General features: G+C 64.3%; 15 protein-coding genes. 8 read left to right on the forward strand and 7 right to left on the reverse strand.

The genetic code is table 11. From position 1 onward, the window contains the following. Positions 1-218 precede the first annotated feature (218 nt). Positions 219-1,445 (forward strand): ABC transporter substrate-binding protein, encoded by a 1,227-nt coding sequence (locus N2603_RS44370; RefSeq protein WP_260387175.1) that lies wholly within the window; start codon positions 219-221, stop codon positions 1,443-1,445. Positions 1,446-1,682: 237 nt separating this feature from the next. Here N2603_RS44370 and N2603_RS44375 read toward each other — a convergent pair whose 3' ends face one another. Next, the gene (locus N2603_RS44375; RefSeq protein WP_260387176.1) at positions 1,683-2,108 is read right to left on the reverse strand and encodes a DUF1330 domain-containing protein; all 426 of its coding nucleotides are present in this window, start codon (positions 2,106-2,108) and stop codon (positions 1,683-1,685) included. A gap of 172 nt (positions 2,109-2,280) precedes the next feature. Between N2603_RS44375 and N2603_RS44380 the strand changes: the two genes are divergently transcribed. Both N2603_RS44380 and N2603_RS44385 read left to right on the forward strand, forming a co-directional pair. After that, positions 2,281-4,497, forward strand: a complete 2,217-nt coding sequence (locus N2603_RS44380; RefSeq protein ID WP_260387177.1) for a transglycosylase domain-containing protein — start codon at positions 2,281-2,283, stop codon at positions 4,495-4,497. Between the two features lie 402 nt (positions 4,498-4,899). Beyond that, a complete protein-coding gene (locus tag N2603_RS44385) occupies positions 4,900-5,559 on the forward strand; it encodes a hypothetical protein (RefSeq protein ID WP_260387178.1) in 660 nt (219 codons plus the stop codon). Positions 5,560-5,726: 167 nt separating this feature from the next. Here N2603_RS44385 and N2603_RS44390 read toward each other — a convergent pair whose 3' ends face one another. The 4 genes from N2603_RS44390 to N2603_RS44405 all read right to left on the reverse strand — a co-directional run bounded on the left by N2603_RS44390 (position 5,727) and on the right by N2603_RS44405 (position 10,062). Then, a complete protein-coding gene (locus tag N2603_RS44390) occupies positions 5,727-6,566 on the reverse strand; it encodes a M48 family metallopeptidase (protein WP_018644331.1) in 840 nt (279 codons plus the stop codon). 218 nt (positions 6,567-6,784) lie between these two features. Continuing rightward, positions 6,785-8,113, reverse strand: a complete 1,329-nt coding sequence (locus N2603_RS44395) for a polyhydroxyalkanoate depolymerase (protein WP_260387179.1) — start codon at positions 8,111-8,113, stop codon at positions 6,785-6,787. Positions 8,114-8,234: 121 nt separating this feature from the next. Then, complete coding sequence (locus tag N2603_RS44400) at positions 8,235-9,053, reverse strand: ABC transporter permease (protein ID WP_260387180.1); 819 nt, start codon at positions 9,051-9,053, stop codon at positions 8,235-8,237. Between the two features lie 205 nt (positions 9,054-9,258). Next, complete coding sequence (locus N2603_RS44405) at positions 9,259-10,062, reverse strand: ABC transporter ATP-binding protein (RefSeq protein WP_260387181.1); 804 nt, start codon at positions 10,060-10,062, stop codon at positions 9,259-9,261. Positions 10,063-10,169: 107 nt separating this feature from the next. Here N2603_RS44405 and N2603_RS44410 point away from each other — a divergent pair, with 107 nt between their 5' ends. After that, positions 10,170-11,492, forward strand: a complete 1,323-nt coding sequence (locus tag N2603_RS44410) for an ActS/PrrB/RegB family redox-sensitive histidine kinase (protein WP_018644327.1) — start codon at positions 10,170-10,172, stop codon at positions 11,490-11,492. Positions 11,493-11,595: 103 nt separating this feature from the next. After that, on the forward strand, positions 11,596-12,150 hold the full coding sequence (locus N2603_RS44415; protein WP_018644326.1) for an ActR/PrrA/RegA family redox response regulator transcription factor: 555 nt from the start codon (positions 11,596-11,598) through the stop codon (positions 12,148-12,150). Between the two features lie 100 nt (positions 12,151-12,250). On the opposite strand, the gene N2603_RS44420 is transcribed toward N2603_RS44415, so the two are convergent. Beyond that, a complete protein-coding gene (locus N2603_RS44420; RefSeq protein WP_260387182.1) occupies positions 12,251-12,739 on the reverse strand; it encodes an MmcB family DNA repair protein in 489 nt (162 codons plus the stop codon). A 283-nt stretch (positions 12,740-13,022) separates the two neighbouring features. On the opposite strand from N2603_RS44420, the gene N2603_RS44425 reads away from it, so the two are divergent. Beyond that, positions 13,023-14,723, forward strand: coding sequence for an alpha-amylase family protein (locus N2603_RS44425; RefSeq protein WP_260387183.1), 1,701 nt, complete (start codon positions 13,023-13,025; stop codon positions 14,721-14,723). Between the two features lie 174 nt (positions 14,724-14,897). Here the strand turns inward: N2603_RS44425 and N2603_RS44430 are convergent, their stop codons facing one another. Then, positions 14,898-16,496 (reverse strand): alpha-amylase family glycosyl hydrolase, encoded by a 1,599-nt coding sequence (locus N2603_RS44430; protein ID WP_260387184.1) that lies wholly within the window; start codon positions 16,494-16,496, stop codon positions 14,898-14,900. 257 nt (positions 16,497-16,753) lie between these two features. On the opposite strand from N2603_RS44430, the gene N2603_RS44435 reads away from it, so the two are divergent. Continuing rightward, positions 16,754-17,866, forward strand: coding sequence for a vWA domain-containing protein (locus N2603_RS44435; RefSeq protein WP_260387185.1), 1,113 nt, complete (start codon positions 16,754-16,756; stop codon positions 17,864-17,866). A gap of 134 nt (positions 17,867-18,000) precedes the next feature. Continuing rightward, positions 18,001-18,693: an MBL fold metallo-hydrolase gene (locus N2603_RS44440; RefSeq protein WP_260387186.1), complete on the forward strand. Its 693-nt coding sequence runs from the start codon at positions 18,001-18,003 to the stop codon at positions 18,691-18,693.

The following is an 18,693-nucleotide window of genomic DNA, read 5'->3' on the forward strand; positions in this document are numbered from 1 at the left end:
AAACCGCTGAGCGTAACCCACCTCTCTAATCTCCGCGGTGACAGAAGTGGTGGGTTACGCCGGCGCCCGCGCTACGCGCAGACGCCGTCTAACCCACCCTACGAACGCCCACCTTGCGTCGCAGCAACGCCTCCTCCACACTCGCCCTCAGCGGTGACGTCCGACGCGCAAGCGCGCGCGGTCAGATCATCGGCCATAACAAACTGAGGGAATTGCGAATGAGGAATGGAATGCTGCATCTGGCCACGGCAACGGCGCTGACCCTGGCGCTGTCGATCTCTGCGGCCAATGCCCAGAAAAAATATGATCCGGGCGCCAGCGACACCGAGATCAAGGTCGGACAGACCATGCCGTTTTCGGGACCCGCGTCGGCTTATTCGTCGATCGGCAAGACCCAGGCCGCCTATTTCAAGATGATCAACGACCAGGGCGGCATCAACGGCCGCAAGATCAATCTGATCCAGTATGACGACGCCTATTCGCCGCCGAAGGCCGTGGAGCAGATCCGCAAGCTGGTCGAGAGCGACGAGGTGCTGCTGACCTTCCAGATCATCGGCACGCCCGTGAACGCGGCCGTGCAGAAATATCTCAATTCCAAGAAGGTGCCGCAGCTGTTCGCAGCGACCGGCGCCTCGAGGTTCACCGATCCGAAGAACTTTCCGTGGACCATGGGCTACAATCCCAACTACTTCGTCGAAGGCCGAATCTACGGCCAATACATTCTGAAGGCGCATCCGGACGCCAAGATCGGCGTGCTCTATCAGAACGACGACCTCGGCAAGGACTATCTGAACGGCCTCAAGGCCGGCCTCGGCGACAAGGCCGCCAAGATGGTCGTGACCGAAGCGTCCTACGAAGTCTCCGATCCCACGGTCGACTCGCAGATCCTCAAGATCAAGGACGCCGGCACCGATCTGTTCTTCAGCGCGACAACCCCGAAGCAGGCCGCGCAGGCGATCAAGAAGATCGCCGAAATGGGCTGGCATCCGGTCCAGATCGTCGACATCAACGCCCCCTCGGTCGGCGCGGTGTTGAAGCCGGCAGGCCTTGAGGCTGCCAAGGGCCTGATCAGCGTCAACTACGGCAAGGAACCGCTCGATCCGACCTGGAAGGACGACGCCGGCCTGAAGAAGTATTTCGACTTCATGGCGAAGTACTATCCGGACGGCGACAAGGACTCGAACTTCAACACCTATGGCTACGGCACCGCCCAGCTGCTGGTCCACGTGCTGAAGCAGTGCGGTGACGATCTGACGCGCGAGAACGTCATGAAGCAGGCGGCATCGCTGAAGGACGTCACCAACGACATCGCCCTGCCCGGCATCAAGGCCAACACCTCGGCGACCGACTACCGCGTCAACAAGCAGCTTCAGATGATGAAGTTCAACGGCGAGCGCTGGGAGCTGTTCGGCCCGATCCAGGAGGATGCGGGCCCGGCGGGTTAGGCGCTGAGCTCTGCAATGCAAATCGGCGGCCTGCGGGCCGCCGATTTTTTGTGGGCTTCGCCCGATCTACCACCGTCACGCTGAGGTGGCCGCCTCTTCGGCGGCCCTCGAAGGGCGACGGCCCGACTGGTGGCGGCGCGGAAGCATCGGGCCGTGCATCCTTCGAGGCTCCCGGCGCGATGCTTTGCATCGCGCCACTCGCACCTCAGGATGACGGGGAGAGATCGCCGATTGCGCCTACGCTGGTATCTCCCCAAAGTTCTTCCCTACCGGCAGCACGGCGTGCCGGATCAACCGCGAATCCTCCACCGCCGCCTGGCGATGCTTCACTGCCTCGCGATAGACGGGATCGCGGATCATCTCGACGAAGGCGGCAACGCTCGGGTATTCGGCGATGAAGCAATGGTCCCAGCGTTCCTCTTGCGGGCCGATCAGCATCAGCTCGAACCTGCCTTGCCAGACGATGCGGCCGCCGAGGCGTTCGAACACCGGGCCGCTCTCGCGGCCATAGGCGGCGTAGGCTTCCGCGCCGCTGGCCTTGCGGCCGTCGGGGTAGGCCGCTTCTTTGCGCAGGCGCACCAGGTTGAGCATGTGGATCGGGCCCGGGCGATCGTTCTCCCGGAATTGCGCGAAGATCTCCTTGGTCGGATCGATGTGGCCCATGCGTGCTCCCTTCGTTTGTTTTATGCCGGCAATCCTAGCCTTGCCGCCCTGGAAGCGGAACTGCGGCGGGCGAATGCCGCACCTCCTAATCGCGCGTTAACGCCGGGGTAACCCGGCCTTAAACAGCGACCGCTAGCGTGCGGCGGGGCGGGCTGACCGGGCGTATTTGCGTATGGCGTGGGGAAAGAAAAAGGGTGGGCGGAAGGAGCCGCTGTTCGGCTTGCCCGCGGCGCTCGCCGATCTGCGCCTGACGGCTGCGGACCGCATTCCCGGCGGCGAGGACAAACCGAAGAAATCAGCGAAATCATCCGCCAAGCGCAAGAGCGAGGATGCCGGCGACGAGCCGCCGCGCGAGCGCAAGGCACCGGCCAGCCGCAGCGGTGCCAAGCGGCGATCGAAGTCGCGGTTCGGTGCCGGCCTCGGCCGCCTGGTCTATTGGGGCGCGGTGCTGAGCCTGTGGGGCGTCATCGCCGTGATCGGCGTCGTGATCTATGTCGGCGCCCACCTGCCGCCGATCCAGTCGCTGGAAATCCCCAAGCGGCCGCCGACGATCCAGATCGTCGGCATCGACGGCAGCATGCTGGCGCAGCGTGGCGAGATGGCTGGTGCCAATGTCGCGCTGAAGGACCTGCCCCCTTACTTGCCGAAGGCGTTCATCGCCATCGAGGACCGCCGCTTCTATTCGCATTTCGGCATCGACCCCATCGGCATCCTGCGCGCCCTCGTCACCAACGTGCTCCATCGCGGCGTGTCGCAGGGCGGCTCGACCTTGACGCAGCAGCTTGCCAAAAACCTGTTCCTGACCCAGGAGCGCACCATGCAGCGCAAGCTGCAGGAGGCGGAGCTGGCGATCTGGCTCGAGCGCAAGCACTCCAAGGACGAGATTCTGGAGCTCTATCTCAACCGCGTCTATTTCGGCTCCGGCGCCTACGGCGTCGAGGCCGCCGCGCAGAAATATTTCGGCAAGTCGGCGCGGAACGTCACCGTCGCCGAAGCCGCGATGCTGGCCGGCCTGGTCAAATCGCCGTCGCGCCTTGCGCCGAACCGCAACCCCGAAGGCGCCGAAGCGCGCGCGCAGATCGTGCTCACGGCGATGGCGGATGCGAAATTCATCACCGAGGCACAGGCGCAGGCCTCGATCGGCCATCCCTCCTACAATGTGAAGCCGGCCGGCGCCGGCACGGTCAACTACGTCGCCGACTGGATCGGCGAAGTGCTGGACGATCTGGTCGGGCAGATCGATGAGAGCATCAAGGTCGAGACCACGATCGACCCGAAGCTGCAGAGCGTGGCGGAAGCCGCCATCATCGACGAGCTCGCGGCCAAGAGCGTGAAGTTCAATGTCAGCCAGGGCGCGCTGGTGGCGATGACGCCTGATGGCGCCGTACGCGCCATGGTCGGCGGGCGGAACTATTCCGAGAGCCAGTACAACCGCGCGGTCACCGCCAGGCGCCAGCCGGGCTCCTCGTTCAAGCCTTTCGTGTACCTGACGGCGCTCGAGCAGGGGCTGACGCCCGACACGATGCGCCAGGACGCGCCGATCGAGGTCAAGGGCTGGAAGCCCGAGAACTACACCCACGAATATTTCGGCGCGGTGACGCTGACGCAGGCGCTGGCGATGTCGCTCAACACGGTCGCGATCCGCCTCGGCCTCGAGGTCGGGCCGAAGAACGTGGTGCGCACCGCGCACCGGCTCGGCATCTCGTCAAAACTCGAGCCCAATGCCTCGATCGCGCTCGGCACCTCCGAGGTTTCGGTGGTCGAGCTGGTCGGCGCCTACGCGCCCTTCGCCAATGGCGGCTTCGCGGTGGCGCCGCATGTCGTTACGAGGATCAGGACGCTCAGCGGCAAGCTCCTCTACATGCGCCAGCCCGACGAGCGGAGCCAGGTGATCGATCCCCGCAATGTCGGCATGATGAATGCGATGATGCGGGAGACGCTGATATCAGGCACTGCCAAGAAGGCGGAGATCCCCGGCTGGCCCGCGGCCGGCAAGACCGGCACCAGCCAGGATTATCGCGACGCCTGGTTCATCGGCTACACCGCCAACCTCGTCACCGGCGTCTGGCTCGGCAATGACGACAACTCGCCGACCAAGAAGGCCACCGGCGGCGGCCTGCCCGTCGAGGTCTGGTCGCGCTTCATGAAGACGGCGCACGAGGGCGTGCCCGTCGCGAACTTGCCGAGCTCACCAGGCGGCTGGGGCCTGTCGAACCTCGCGCAGGCGGCCTCGCAAGTGTCGCCGCCGACGGCGGCCGCGCCGGGACCGGCACCGGCGAGCGCTGGCGGCTATCGCCCGCCGCCGCCCACGCGCGCCAATGTGCGGCCGGAAGCCGCGGCCGGGCTCGATGGCTGGCTGATGGACCGGCTGTTCGGCGGGAATCGCTAGCTGCCGGCTGAGGCCGCAATGGCCTCAAAACAAAAACTGCGAAAACAACCCCATGCACAGTAGAACGTGACATCCGGCGTGACGCTGGGTGGATTGTTTGAAGCGTTTGATGCGGCGGGGTTAATCAGGCGATCGGCGCAATCGTCGCGGCGCAGGACAAGAATCGCGCGAAATGCGCTGGATGTTGCCCCTCGCCATCGATGTCGTCCCGGCCTAGCCGCGCAATTGCGCGCTAGGCCGGGACGACGGGAGAGTGCCACCGCTTCGGCAAGTCCTGCCTAGCGCGGCAAGATCGACCGGGGCCGGCGGCTCGCTGAGCGTAAAAACATCAATCTCTTCAGGCTTCCGTCAGCGGCCCGGGATTTGCTCTCATAGGTTGAGTGAGTAACCGGAGAGCGCTCCATGATTTCAGGTGTATCCAGCGCGGTGTTGCCTCATCTGCGGCCCGCATCAACGTCCACTTCAAATGCGACATCGGGTCTCCAGCCGGTAGTTGAGGATACGACCCAAGCTGCGACCGGCGGCTTCCGGATTGACGGCTCCCAGGTCAAGCCGCTGACAGGCGCCAAGCTGATATCGGCTGCGGATGATCCCTTCCTTCACGACTTGATGGCGATGCACTGGCTGATGGCCCACGACACGGGTGCAGCTCAACCCGGCGTTTCGGACGACGCACCCGAGAACATTTACGCCCAGGTGAAAGTTGACGGCAAGGTGGTGGCGACGCTGTACAATGGCGGGTCCTCGACCATCACCAACGCAGCGGCCTCAGAGATCGGCAAGCTCGAGGATCCTCCCGGCCTGAGCGGACCGGATCTGGCGCAGTGGCGGGCCGACCAATACGCCGAGCGGCTTGGCGGCACCGTCGAGAAGGCACCGACCGCGATCACCCAATCGCAATGGACACCGCGTGAGGGCAGGTCCACGACCTATAGCCGCGAGCAACTCGACGCGGCGTTCCAGGCGATGCTGGCGGAGGGGCAAAGGGCGACCGCGCAGCAGCAAGCGCGCTATCTGGCGTCACGCGCGCAGGCGGGGATGAGTGCGGATCTCAGTGCGTGAGTGAAGAGACGATCTCTTGCTCCACCTACGGTGTCGTCCCGGCGAAGGCCGGGACCCATACCGCGTGATCTATCGATCGCGGAAAGTAGGCGTACCGAACAACTGGCCTTCGCCAAACTTCTCCCTGTGGTTATGGGTCCCGGCCTTCGCCGGGACGACAGGAGAATCTAATCCTCGACTCCGTACCGGTGCAGGTCATTGCCGTGCGTATCGAGCCACTTCTTGGCGCGCTCCATCGACGGGCAGACTTTTCCGCACACGCGCCAGAACCGCGCCGAGTGGTTCATCTCGACGAGATGGGCGACCTCGTGGGCGGCGAGATAGTCGAGCACGAAGGGTGGCGCGAGGATCAGGCGCCAGGAGAATGACAGCGAGCCCGCCGAGGTGCAGGAGCCCCAGCGGCTGGATTGGTCGCGGATCGACAGGCGTTTGACCCTGACACCGAGCTCGGCGGCATAGGCCTCCGCCGAGCGCTGCAGGTCGCGGCGCGCCTCGCGCTTGAGGAAGTCATGCACACGACGGTCGGCATGTTCGAGACCGCCGGCCACGCAGAGAATCTTTTCACCGCTGTCGCGCGTCTCGGTCCACACCGTGCCACGGGTGCCTGCGCGATGAACGATGCGATGGGGCGTGCCGCGAAGCGGTATCACTGTGCCAGGCTGGAACGGTGCAGCCTTCGGCAGACGGCCGAGACGTGCCGCGATCCACGCGCCGTGACGCGTCGCGAAGTCTTTTGCTTCGGCCAGCGTGCCGCGCGGCGGCATGGTGAGGATGGCTTCGCGATCACTCGGATGAATTCTGAGCGTGTAGCGGCGCGCGCGTCTGTGCCGGCGCAGCCGGATCGCAAAAAACTGCGATCCATGGGTGATGACGAGGGTCTTCGGTTCGTGGGGCCGCCGATAGAGGAGTGCGCGAGTGGCCATGTCTGTGAGTCCGGGGGGCAGGAGTTCGCCCGGATTCTGCCATAACCACCGCCAGGGAAAGCGCTCGGCGCAAAAACAAATCATTTGCCCAATATACAGGGGTTCTTCAGTCCGGGAGACCCTACAGACTGGGGTTGGAACCGGCTTTTTTCGCCCCCGCTGGACGCATGCGACACCCCCAAGGGGTGAGGGGTGACTCACTCCTATGACGCTACCTAAATACCGCGAATCTGGAGGGAACTTGCCCCCGCCGGAGGCTCCGGCAGGGGCGGAATTTTCGACGGGAAAGCCGAAATTCAGGATTATTCAGCCGCGAGAGCCTGCAACGAGCTCGGATTCGCAGCGGAGACCATGAAGTCGTGAATCCGCGGCACGATCTCGGACTTGAAACGCGATCCGTTGAACACGCCGTAATGTCCGACGCCCTTCTGGACGTAATGAACGCGGCGATGATCGGGGATCGAGCTGCACAGACCGTGCGTCGCTTCGGTCTGACCGAGACCTGAGATGTCGTCGTTCTCGCCTTCGACCGTCATCAACGCCACGCGCGTGACCTTGGAGGGATCGACAAGAGTTCCGCGATGGGTCATCTCGCCCTTCGGCAGCGAGTGCTTCACGAACACGGTGTCGACCGTCTGCAGGTAATATTCGGCCGAGAGGTCCATCACCGCGAGATATTCGTCGTAGAAGTCGCGATGCTTGTCGACGAGGTCGCCGTCGCCCTTCACCAGATTGGCGAACAGCTGCTTGTGAGCATCCATGTGCCGGTCGAGATTCATGCTGATGAAGCCGTTGAGCTGCAGGAATCCCGGATAGACGTCGCGCATCATGCCCGGATGCGGGAACGGCACCTTGGTGATGACGTGGTTGCGGAACCAGTCGATGCCGCGCTGCTGGGCGAGGTCGTTCACCCCGGTCGGATTACGGCGCGTATCGATCGGGCCGCCCATCAGCGTCATCGAGGTCGGCGCGAACGGATCGCGCCGCGCTTCCATGATCGAGACGGCCGCGACGACGGGAACGGAAGGCTGGCACACCGCCATGACATGGGTGTTGCCGCCGAGGACGTGCAGCATCTCGATGATGTAGTCGATGTAGTCGTCGAGATCGAAGCGCCCTTCGCTGAGCGGCACCATGCGGGCATCAGCCCAGTCGGTGATGTAGACCTCATGCGCCGGCAGGAAGGCCTCGACCGTGCCGCGCAGCAACGTCGCATAATGGCCGGACATCGGCGCCACGATCAGCACGCGCGGCTGCGGGCTGCGCAGCGGGCGGGTGAACTTGCGATCGAAGTAGAGCAGTCGGCAGAACGGCTTTTCCCAGACCGAACGGATCTCGACGGGGACGCGGATGCCGTTGACCTCGGTGTCGTCGAGGCCCCATTCCGGCTTGCCGTAGCGGCGCGTGGTGCGCTCGAACAATTCGCAGGCCGCGGCGACCGACTTGCCGACCTCGGTACGGGCCCAGGGATTGAGGGGATTCTGAAACAGCAGCTTGGTCGCGTCGGTGACTGCACGGGCCGGATTGAGAGAGGCGTGGGCCATCTCGTACATCCAGTACATCGGCGTCGTCAGGACCGGACTGCCTTCTGCAGCCAGGGGCGGGGCGCCGCCAAACTCACCAATAGGCATCGCTATTATCCTCTTCGCATCGCAGCATACTGCCGAATGCGTAATATTGCGTCAATGCATGGTTCCGTACATCTACGGAGCGCAGACGGCTAAATCAGCCTGAATCCACGAGAAAGTGACGTTATTCACCGCCCGAGAGCAGCGAGCCGTGCTTTTTGGCGCTGCGCAAAAGGGCAAGGAATGCCCCAAAAGAAGCAACCAGAAGTACAGCATTGATGACCAACGCCTCCAGCATCAGATCGATCCTGAAGGTGTTCTCGATCAGCAGCGCGCGCATCCCCTCGAACACATAGGTCGGCGGCAGCGCCCAGGCGACATACTGCAGCCAGGCCGGCAGCACGCTGACGGGATAGTAGATGCAGGCGAGCGGCATGATCGCGAACATCAAGGTCCAGACGATGCTCTCGGCACCCAGGCCGTGCCGCAGCACCAGCCCCGAGACGAAGATGCCGACCGACCAGCTGGTGAAGATCAGATTGCAGAAGAAGGCGATCAGCGGCAGGCCGAGCGCATAAACGTTGAAGTGAAACAGGAACAGCGCGAGCAGCGTCATCGGGACGATGCCGATGGCGAGCCGGATCAGGCTCATGACCGTCAGCGACAGCAGAAACTCGATGGGCTTCAAGGGGCTCATCATGAGATTGCCGAGGTTGCGCGCCCACATCTCCTCCAGGAACGAGATGGAGAAGCCGAGCTGGCCGCGGAACAGGATGTCCCAGAGGATGACGGCGCCGATCAGCGTGCCGCCGGCCCGCGCGAAGAAGCTGGCGTTTTCCGCGATGTAATACTGGATGAAGCCCCAGGTGATGACCTGCAGCGCCGGCCAATACAGGAGCTCGAGCAGCCGCGGCCAGGACGACAGCAGCAGGTACCAGTAGCGCAGGATCATCGCGCCGATGCGGTGGGGCGAGATGCCGCGGTGGAGGGAGAGCTCGGTCATGGCGCCCTCCCGCTGTCATCCCGGGGCGCGACATAGTCGCGAGCCCGGGATCCATAACCACAGGATTGAATTTGGCGAAGGCTCGGAGTTGACCGTCTCGCGTCACAACCGCAGCCTGTGGTTATGGATTCCGGGCTCGCGCTCCGCGCGCCCCGGAATGACGGGGCTCCACCCGGGCTACGGCAGCTACGATTACAGCTAAGCCTCATCTTGCCGCCTCCTTCGCACCGTTCACCCGGCCGCGTGCGACGTCGAGAAACACCTCCTCCAGGGTGGTGCGGTTGTAGCGCGTCATGATGGCCGCAGGCGTGTCGTCGTCCTCGATGCGGCCGCGCTTCATGATGATGACGCGGTCGCAGAGCCGCTCGACCTCGAGCATGTTGTGCGAGGCCAGCAGGATGGTGGCGTTGTTCTGCTTGCGATAGCGCTCCATATGCGCCCGGACCCAGTCGGCCGTGTCAGGATCGAGCGAGGCCGTCGGCTCGTCCAGCAGGAGCAGCTCGGGCTGGTTGATCAGCGCTTTCGCGAGAGCAACGCGGGTCTTCTGGCCGGCCGAGAGCTTGCCGTTGGCGCGGTCGATGAAATCGGTGAGGTCGAGATCGTCGGCGAGCTCCGCAATGCGGTCGGACAGATTCTTGACCGCATAGAGCTTGCCGAAGATGGTGAGGTTCTGCCGCACCGTAAGCCGCATCGGCATGTCGACATAGGGGCTCTCGAAATTCATCCGCCCCAGCACGGCAGCGCTCTCCTCGGGCATGCGATGCCCGAGCACCTGCACGCGGCCGGCGGTCGGCAGCACCAGGCCCATGATCATCGCGATGGTCGTGGTCTTGCCGGCGCCGTTGCCGCCCAGGAGCCCGGTGATGCTGCCGCGCGGCAGCGAAAAGGAGATGTCGTCGACGGCGCGGGTCTGCTTGTAGACCTTGACGAGGTGATCGACCGCAATCGCCGCGGAGGAAACGTGCTCCGCGACAGTCGGCCGACTTGAAGCCTTGTCATTCTCGGTCATGCTGGGCCGTTCTTCTGCTATTGCAGCTGATAGCGCAAGGCTTGTAATCGGGGTGGTTCCGTGAGCCCAGCGTTTGTGATCGAGAAGGCACCGCCACATTGGCCGATATGACCGAAATTGCCGCATCCGACTTCCGCCACGCGCAGCGGCACATCCGCCTCGACACCATTCTGCGGCTGCGCTGGCTCGCGGTGCTGGGCCAGCTCGCTGCGATCTTCATCGTGGCGCAGGGGCTGGAGTTCAACGTCGAGATCGTCCCCTGCGTCAGCATCATCGCGCTGTCGGCCGCGCTCAATCTGGGCCTCCAGACCGCTGCAAATCCGATGCAGCGGCTGGAGCCGATGCAGGCGGCCGGCCTGCTGGCGCTGAACATCGTGGAGCTGGCGGGGCTGTTGTTCTTCACAGGCGGACTGCAGAACCCGTTCTCGTTCCTGTTTCTCGCGCCCGTGCTGATCTCGGCGACGGCGCTGCCGGCCCGCTTCACCTTCGGCCTCGGCCTGCTCGCCGTCGCCTGCGCCTCGGTGCTGTTCTTCTTCCACCTGCCGCTGCCCTGGGATTCCGACGATCCGCTGGTGCTGCCGCCGATCTATCTCGTCGGCGTCTGGCTCTCGATCGTGCTCGCGATCGGCGTCACCAGCCTCTACTCGTTCCAGGTGACCGAGGAGGCGCGCAAGCTCGCGGACGCGCTGGCCGCGACCGAGCTGGTGCTGACGCGCGAGCAGCATCTGACCCAGCTCGACGGCCTCGCCGCCGCGGCCGCGCACGAGCTCGGCACGCCGCTCGCGACCATCTTCCTGATCTCGCGCGAGCTGGAAAAGACGGTGAAGGATCCGATCTTTGCCGCAGACCTGAAGACGCTGCGCGAGCAGACCCAGCGCTGCCGCGACATCCTCAGCAAGATCACCCAGCTCTCCTCCACCGGCGCACCGTTCGACCGCATGAAGCTCTCGGAGCTGATCGAGGAGGTGGTGGCTCCGCACCGCGATTTCGGCGTCGACATCAAGGTGCGGATCGCAGTGGCCGCGGCCGCCGAGCCGGTCGGCTCTCGCAACCCGGCGATCCTCTACGGATTCGGCAACATCGTCGAGAATGCCGTCGATTTCGCCCACACCACCGTCGAGGTGAACGCCTGGTGGAACAAGGACACGATCGAGCTCCTGATCTCCGACGACGGCCCGGGTATTCCGCCGGACATCCTCAACCGGATCGGCGAGCCGTATCTGTCGCGGCGACGCACCCAGGATGACGGCGGCGGCGAGCGGCGCGGCCTCGGCCTCGGCGTGTTCATCGCACGCACCCTGCTCGAGCGCACCGGCGCCAAGGTCTCGTTTACCAACCGGATCTTCCCGGAACACGGCGCGGTGGTGCACATCACGTGGCCCAGGCCGCGTTTTGAGGCTATCGAGACGCTCGAAGAAACAATAGGATAGACCGCGACCTTGCGTCGCACAAAAGGGCCGATCGACCATTGGCGGCCTTGGCACCGCCCGATTGCGAGGCCATATGTAAACGCGCTGGAGAGAGGACAACACCTTGAACGCCATCGCCGAACTGAATGAACAGGCCGACCGCTCGCTTCTCATCGTGGAGGACGACAAGCCGTTTCTGGAGCGCTTGTCGCGCGCGATGGAGACCCGCGGCTTTTCGGTGACGTCGTGCGACACCGTCTCGGACGGTCTCGCGCAGATCGGCAAGGCAGCACCCGCATTCGCGGTTGTCGACTTGCGGCTCGGTGACGGCAATGGTCTCGACGTGGTCTCGGCGCTGAAGAAGAAGCGCCCCGACGCACGCGCGATCGTGCTGACCGGCTATGGCAACATCGCCACCGCCGTGACCGCGGTGAAGATGGGCGCGATCGATTATCTCTCGAAGCCTGCGGATGCCGACGACGTCGTCGCGGCACTGCTCTCGACCAGCGCGGAGAAGTCCGAGCTGCCGACCAACCCGATGTCCGCCGACCGCGTGCGCTGGGAGCACATCCAGCGCATCTACGAGATGTGCAACCGCAACGTCTCGGAAACGGCGCGCCGGCTCAACATGCACCGGCGCACGCTGCAACGTATTTTGGCCAAGCGCGCGCCAAGGTAAAGGTGCCGTAGGGTGGGTAGAGCGTAGCGAAACCCACCTTCTCCTTCGCAGCTTTTACCGGAAGTGATGGGTTTCGCTTCGCTCTACCCATCCTACGGATTCATTCCCAGAAATCCGCGTGTCCCTGCGGATCGACCAGGCGGTTGATCCTAAGCGCCGCCGCCATCGCGAAGCGCACCGTCATCTGCTTGCGCGTGGCGGCGGCGAGCTTGTGCTCGGGCGCCTCGCAATGCATGTGCGCGCCGTAGGCGTCGGCGATGATCAGGCCGGTGTCTTCAGGAAAAATCTCGCAGGGCAGATCCTGCGTGAAGGCGAAGAACAGCCGGTCGCAATGGGCACGGTATTCGTGCCATTTCTGGTCGGCGCGCAAATCCTCGACCGAGGATTTGATCTCGACGATCCAGATCTCGCCGCGCTCGTTCAGCGCCACGAGATCCGCGCGCCGGCCCGAGGGCAGCGGCAATTCGCTGATGCAGGTGAAGCCGAGCGAACGTAACAGCCGCGCCGTGCCGCGCGCGATCGCGAGCGCCGTTTCCGACTGGCGGCGATCCGGCGGCGGCACGAGGGCGATGCGGGCGGTGTTGTCCATGGGGGAAGGATAGCCGATTCCGTAAGGGGCGGACACTCTCTCCGCCCGTCATTCCGGGGCGCGCCACTTGGCGCGAGCCCGGAATCCATAACCACAGGGAGCGGTTGCGGCACGAGCCGGCAACTCCGAGTCATCGCAAAACTACTCCCTTTGGCTATGGGTCCCGGGCTCGCGACTACGTCGCGCCCCGGGACGACAGTGGTGTAGGGCGCGGGAACCTCCCCTTCCCCACGCACTTATCACGCAGCCGCCGTACCTCGGCGGAACCACCGGCTGCGCGCGCATGATCGACGATCTCTGGTACAAGAACGGCGTGATCTATTGCCTCTCCGTCGGCTCCTATATGGACTCCAACGGCGACGGCGTCGGCGACTTCAAGGGCCTCTTGCGCCGGCTCGATTATCTGCACGGCCTCGGCATCACCACGATCTGGCTGATGCCGTTCCAGACCTCGCCCGGCCGCGACGATGGCTACGACATCGCCGATTATTACAGCGTCGATTCCCGCTATGGCACGCTCGGCGATTTCGTCGAGTTCGCCCACGGCTGCAAGCAGCGCGGCATCCGAATCATCATCGACCTCGTCGTCAACCACACCTCCGACCAGCATCACTGGTTCAAGGAGGCTCGGCGCGACAAGAGCTCGCCCTATCGCGACTGGTATGTCTGGTCCGACAAGAAGCCGGCCGGCGCCAACAAGGGCATGGTGTTTCCCGGCGTGCAGAAATCGACCTGGACGCGCGACAAGGAAGCGGGCGCGTATTACTTCCATCGCTTCTACGATTTCCAGCCCGATCTCAACACGTCGAATCCGCACGTGCAGGCCGAGATCCTCAAGATCATGGGCTTCTGGATCCAGCTCGGCGTCTCCGGCTTCCGCATGGACGCCGTGCCCTTCATCATCGCAACCAAGGGCGCGAAGGTGAAGAAGCCGGTCGAGCAATACGAGATGCTGCGCGCCTTCCGCGAATTCCTGCAATGGCGGCAGGGCGACGCGATCATCCTCGCTGAAGCCAATGTGCTGCCGAAAACCGACATGGAATATTTCGGCCGCGATGCCGACCGCATGCACATGATGTTCAACTTCCACGTCAACCAGCACCTGTTCTATGCGCTCGCGTCCGCGGATTCCCGTCCGCTGGCCAAGGCGCTGAAAGCAACGAAACCGCGGCCCGCCTCGGCGCAATGGGGCCTGTTCCTGCGCAATCACGACGAGCTCGATCTCGGCAGGCTGACCAAGGCGCAGCGCGACACGGTGTTCAAATGCTTCGGTCCCGACAAGGACATGCAGCTCTACGACCGCGGCATCCGCCGCCGCCTCGCGCCGATGCTGGGCGGCGACCGGCGGCGGCTCGAGCTCGCCTACAGCCTGATGTGCACGCTGCCGGGAACGCCCGTGATCCGTTACGGCGACGAGATCGCGATGGGCGACGATCTCTCGCAGCCCGAGCGCAATTGCGCGCGCACGCCGATGCAATGGTCGACCGAGCCGCATGGCGGCTTCACCAAGAGCGACAAGCCGGCCTGCCCTGTCATCGACGGGGGACCTTACGGCTTTCCACACGTCAACGTCGCCAAGCAGCGGCGCGATCCCAACTCCATGCTGAACTGGACCGAGCGCATCGTCCGCATGCGGAAGGAAGTGCCGGAGGTCGGCTGGGGCGATTTCACGGTGATTCCCGTTCGCGATCCCGCGGTCTTCATCATGCGCTACGACTGGCGCAACAATTCCGTGCTGTTCGTGCACAATCTCGACGAGAAGCCGCGCGAGATCGCGTTCTCGGCGGGACTATCAGGCGAGACCGGCGCGCACCTCATCAATCTGCTCGCGGAAGACCACAGCCACGCCGACAAGCGCGGCCAGCACCGCGTCGTGCTGGAGCCCTATGGCTATCGCTGGTACCGCGTCGGCGGGCTGGATTATCTGCTGAAGCGAAGCGATATCGACGAAGCGACGGTGCGGGGGAAGAAACATCCGGGGTGATGACGCTGCGTGCATCGCTGTAGTCACATCCTCCACTGTCGTCCCCGCGAAGGCGGGGACCCATAACCACAGGGAGTTGTTTGAGGCACAAGCGGTCACTCCGAGTCTTCGCCAAACTACTCCCTGTGGTTATGGGTCCCGGGCTCGCGACTGCGTCGCGCCCCGGGACGACGGCTATGGCGACCGCACCACCACCCCCTCATTCCCGCGCAGATCCAGCACACCCTCCAGCCGCTCGCCCTCGCGATCCAGAAACGTCGAAATCAAAATCTCGCTGCCGAACCTTATCGCACTCGTCGTCACCGCGATCGGCTCCGGCCCCAGATTGAGCGCCACGATCACCGCCCTGTCTCCGGCTACGCGGCGATAGATCAGGAGATCGCCTTGCGCCGCGATCGGATGATAGTCGCCGGCGACCAGCGGCGGGCAATCCCTCCGCAACGCGATCAGGCGCTTGTAGAGGCACAGAATCGAGCGCGGATCGGATTCGAGATTGGCGACGTTCTCGCGGATATGATCCTCGGGCAGCGGCAGCCACGGCCTCACCTCCGAGAAGCCGGCGAAGTTGGACGAGTCCCACTGCATCGGCGTGCGGCAGCCGTCGCGGCCAACACCGATGCCGGGCACGTTCTTCTCGAAGGGATCGCGCACGTCCTCCGGCGCGATCGCGAGCTGATGCATGCCGATCTCGTCGCCATAGTAAAGCGTCGGCGTGCCGCGCAAGGTCAGCAGCAGCATGGCGGCGACGCGGGCCTGCTCGGAACCGACCCGGCTCGCCACGCGCGGGCGATCGTGATTGCCGAGCACCCAGTTCGGCCAGGCCCTCTTCGGCAGCGCCTTCTCGTAATCCTCGATGATCGTCTCGATCGAGCGCGCGCTCCAGAAAGTCGCGAGCAGCGCGAAATTGAACGGCATCTGCGCACCGGTGAGGTCGTTGCCGTAATAGGCCATCAGGCGGTGCAGCGGCAGATAGATCTCGCCGATCAAGACGCGCGCGCGATATGCATCGGTGACGCGCCGCATCTCGGCGATGACGTCATGCACCTCGTCCTGGTCGGTGGAATATTGCGTGAGGATCTTCTCGTTCGGCGGCCGGCCCTCGACATAATGCGGGTTCGGCGGATTGTCGCGGAATTCGGCGTCCTTGATCAGGTGCCAGATCACGTCGACGCGAAAGCCGTCGACGCCCTTCTCCAGCCAGAACCGCATCACGTCGTAGATCGCGGCGCGGACATCGGGATTGCGCCAGTTGAGGTCGGGCTGCTGGGCGAGGAAGGCGTGGTAGTAATACTGGCCCGTGGTCTCGTCGAAAGCCCACGCGCTGCCGCCGAACTCGGAGAGCCAGTTGTTCGGCGCGCTGCCGTCCGGCTTCGGGTCGCGCCAGATGTACCAGTCGCGCTTGGGATTGTCGCGCGAGGCGCGGCTCTCGACGAACCAGGGATGCTGGCTTGATGTGTGGTTCGGCACGAGGTCGAGGATCAGCTTCAGGCCGTTGTCATGGGCGGCTGCGAGCAGCGCGTCGAAATCCGCCATCGTGCCGAACAGCGGCTCGATGCCGGTATAGTCGGAGATGTCGTAGCCGAAATCGGCCATCGGCGAGGGGAAGATCGGCGACAGCCAGATCGCGTCGACGCCAAGCGATTTCACATAAGCCAGCCGCTTCAGGATGCCGGCGAGGTCGCCGACGCCGTCACCATCTGAGTCCTGAAAGGAACGCGGATAGATCTGATAGAAGATGCCGTCGCGCCACCAATTGTCATCGCTCTGAGCCAAGATCGTCCCCCCGAATGTCCTTCGCGCGGACAGCAACGCCGGATCGCGCCAACGGTTCACGAGAAGGGGACAAACGAACAGGGCTTTGGGACGGCGATGTGACGCGTGCAGCGCGGCAGGCGTCGTCTGACGCCGCAGCCCCGGGGTTCCCCGGGAAACGCCGCAATTTCGCGCCAGTTGCGCCTACGTTCCGGCCACAACCCACCGCGATGCCAGTGGAACCTTGGTTCCGAGGGACGAAACCACTGGAGGGACCCATGAGGTCACGCATCACACTGTGCTCGCTCGCCTTCGCTCTCGCCACCCTGCCGCTCTCGACCTCTCCTGCCTTAGCCAAGCCGACCGTCGAGGTCGCCTTCGTGCTCGACACCACGGGCTCGATGGCGCGCCTCATCGAGGGCGCCAAGCGAAAAATCTGGTCGATCGCCACGACGATCGTCGATTCCAATCCGGACGCCGATATCCGCATGGGCCTCGTCGCCTATCGCGACATCGGTGACGATTACGTGACGTCGAAGATCGAGCTGACCCGCGACATTCAGGATCTCTACGCCAATCTCCTGGAGTTGAAGGCGCGCGGCGGCGGCGACTGGCCGGAAAGCGTCAACGAGGCGCTCGATGTTGCCGTCAACAAGCTGCAATGGACGACGGGCAGCGACGTCAGGCACATCGTGTTTCTGGTCGGCGATGCGCCGCCGCACATGGACTATGCGCAGGACACCAAATATCCGACGACGCTCGCGGTCGCCAAGCAGAAGGACATCATCGTCAATGCCGTGCTCGCCGGCGATGCCCGCGACACCGAGCGGGTGTGGCGTGACATCGCGCAGATCGGCAACGGCCGCTTCATCCCGATTCCGCAGGACGGCGGGCAGATCGTCATCATCGAGACCCCGTACGACCAGGACATCATCATCCTGCAGCAGCAGCTCAACGGCACGGTGATCCCCTATGGCCCGCGCGAGCGGCAGAAGCATACCGAGCTGAAGATGCGGCAGTCGGCCAGCGTGGCGGCCTCTGCACCGTCAACGGCCGCCGACATGGCGAGCTATATCGGCAAGCGATCCGCATCGACCGCGGAAGCCGTGACCGGCGGCGGCGATCTCGTCGCCGACGCCGCCAAGGGCAGGACAAGCGTTACCGCGGTCGCAGAAGCCGACCTGCCCGAGAATCTGCGCGCGATGAAACCGGAGCAGCGCGAGGCCGAGGTATCCAAGCAGATCGAGCAGCGAAGGGCGCTGAACGAGAAGCTCGCTGCGCTGGTCGCCAAGCGTGACAAGTACATCGGCGATCAGGCGGTGAAGTCACCGAAGACGTCGTCCTTCGACGGGGTCGTGCAGGAGACGTTGAAGGCGCAGATCAAGCGGTAACAGCGGCGCTCCGGGGACGGCCTGCCGTTCCCTCGGGGCGGTCTGCCGTTCCCTCGGGGACGGTCTGCCGTTCCCCGGCGGGCGCGCACGACTATTTTGCTTGGCGCCGCAGCAAAAATCGGCATTGTGGCGCCATGACCGAGCAAAATGACACCCAAGATTCCTCGCAGGACTCCTCGCAGGCCAAGGCGGGCGCGATCATCGTTCCCGTGACGCTGTTCGAGCAGAACTGCACCATCATCTGGGACGAGCCTAGCAAGAAGGCCGTGGTGATCGATCCCGGCGGCGACGTGCCGAAGATCCTGGATGCGATCAAGCAGACCGGCGTCACCGTGGAGAAGATCTGGCTGACCCACGGCCATATCGACCATGTCGGCGGCGCGGCGGACCTGCGCGACGCGCTGAAGGTGCCGATCGAGGGGCCGCATCAGGCCGACAAGTTCCTGCTCGACAACGTGGTCGAGAGCGGCGCGCGCTTCGGCATGACGGGCGTGCGCAATTTCGCGCCGGACCGCTGGCTCGAGGAAGGCGAGAGCGTGTCGATCGGCGGCCTGTCGTTCGACATCCTGCACTGCCCCGGCCACTCGCCGGGCAGCGTGGTGTTCTTCAACAAGGATCTGCGTTTCGCCCATGTCGGCGACGTCTTGTTCGCGGGCTCGGTGGGACGCACGGACCTGCCCGGCGGCAGTCACGCGACGCTGATCAACTCGATACTGACAAAATTGCTGCCGCTCGGCGACGACGTCGGCTTCATCTGCGGCCACGGAGCCGGCTCGAGCATCGGCCAGGAGCGGATGACCAATCCGTTCATCACCGGCGAGATGTAG

The sequence above is a fragment of the Bradyrhizobium huanghuaihaiense genome (genome assembly GCF_025200885.1).
In the GTDB taxonomy this organism is placed as follows: domain Bacteria; phylum Pseudomonadota; class Alphaproteobacteria; order Rhizobiales; family Xanthobacteraceae; genus Bradyrhizobium; species Bradyrhizobium huanghuaihaiense.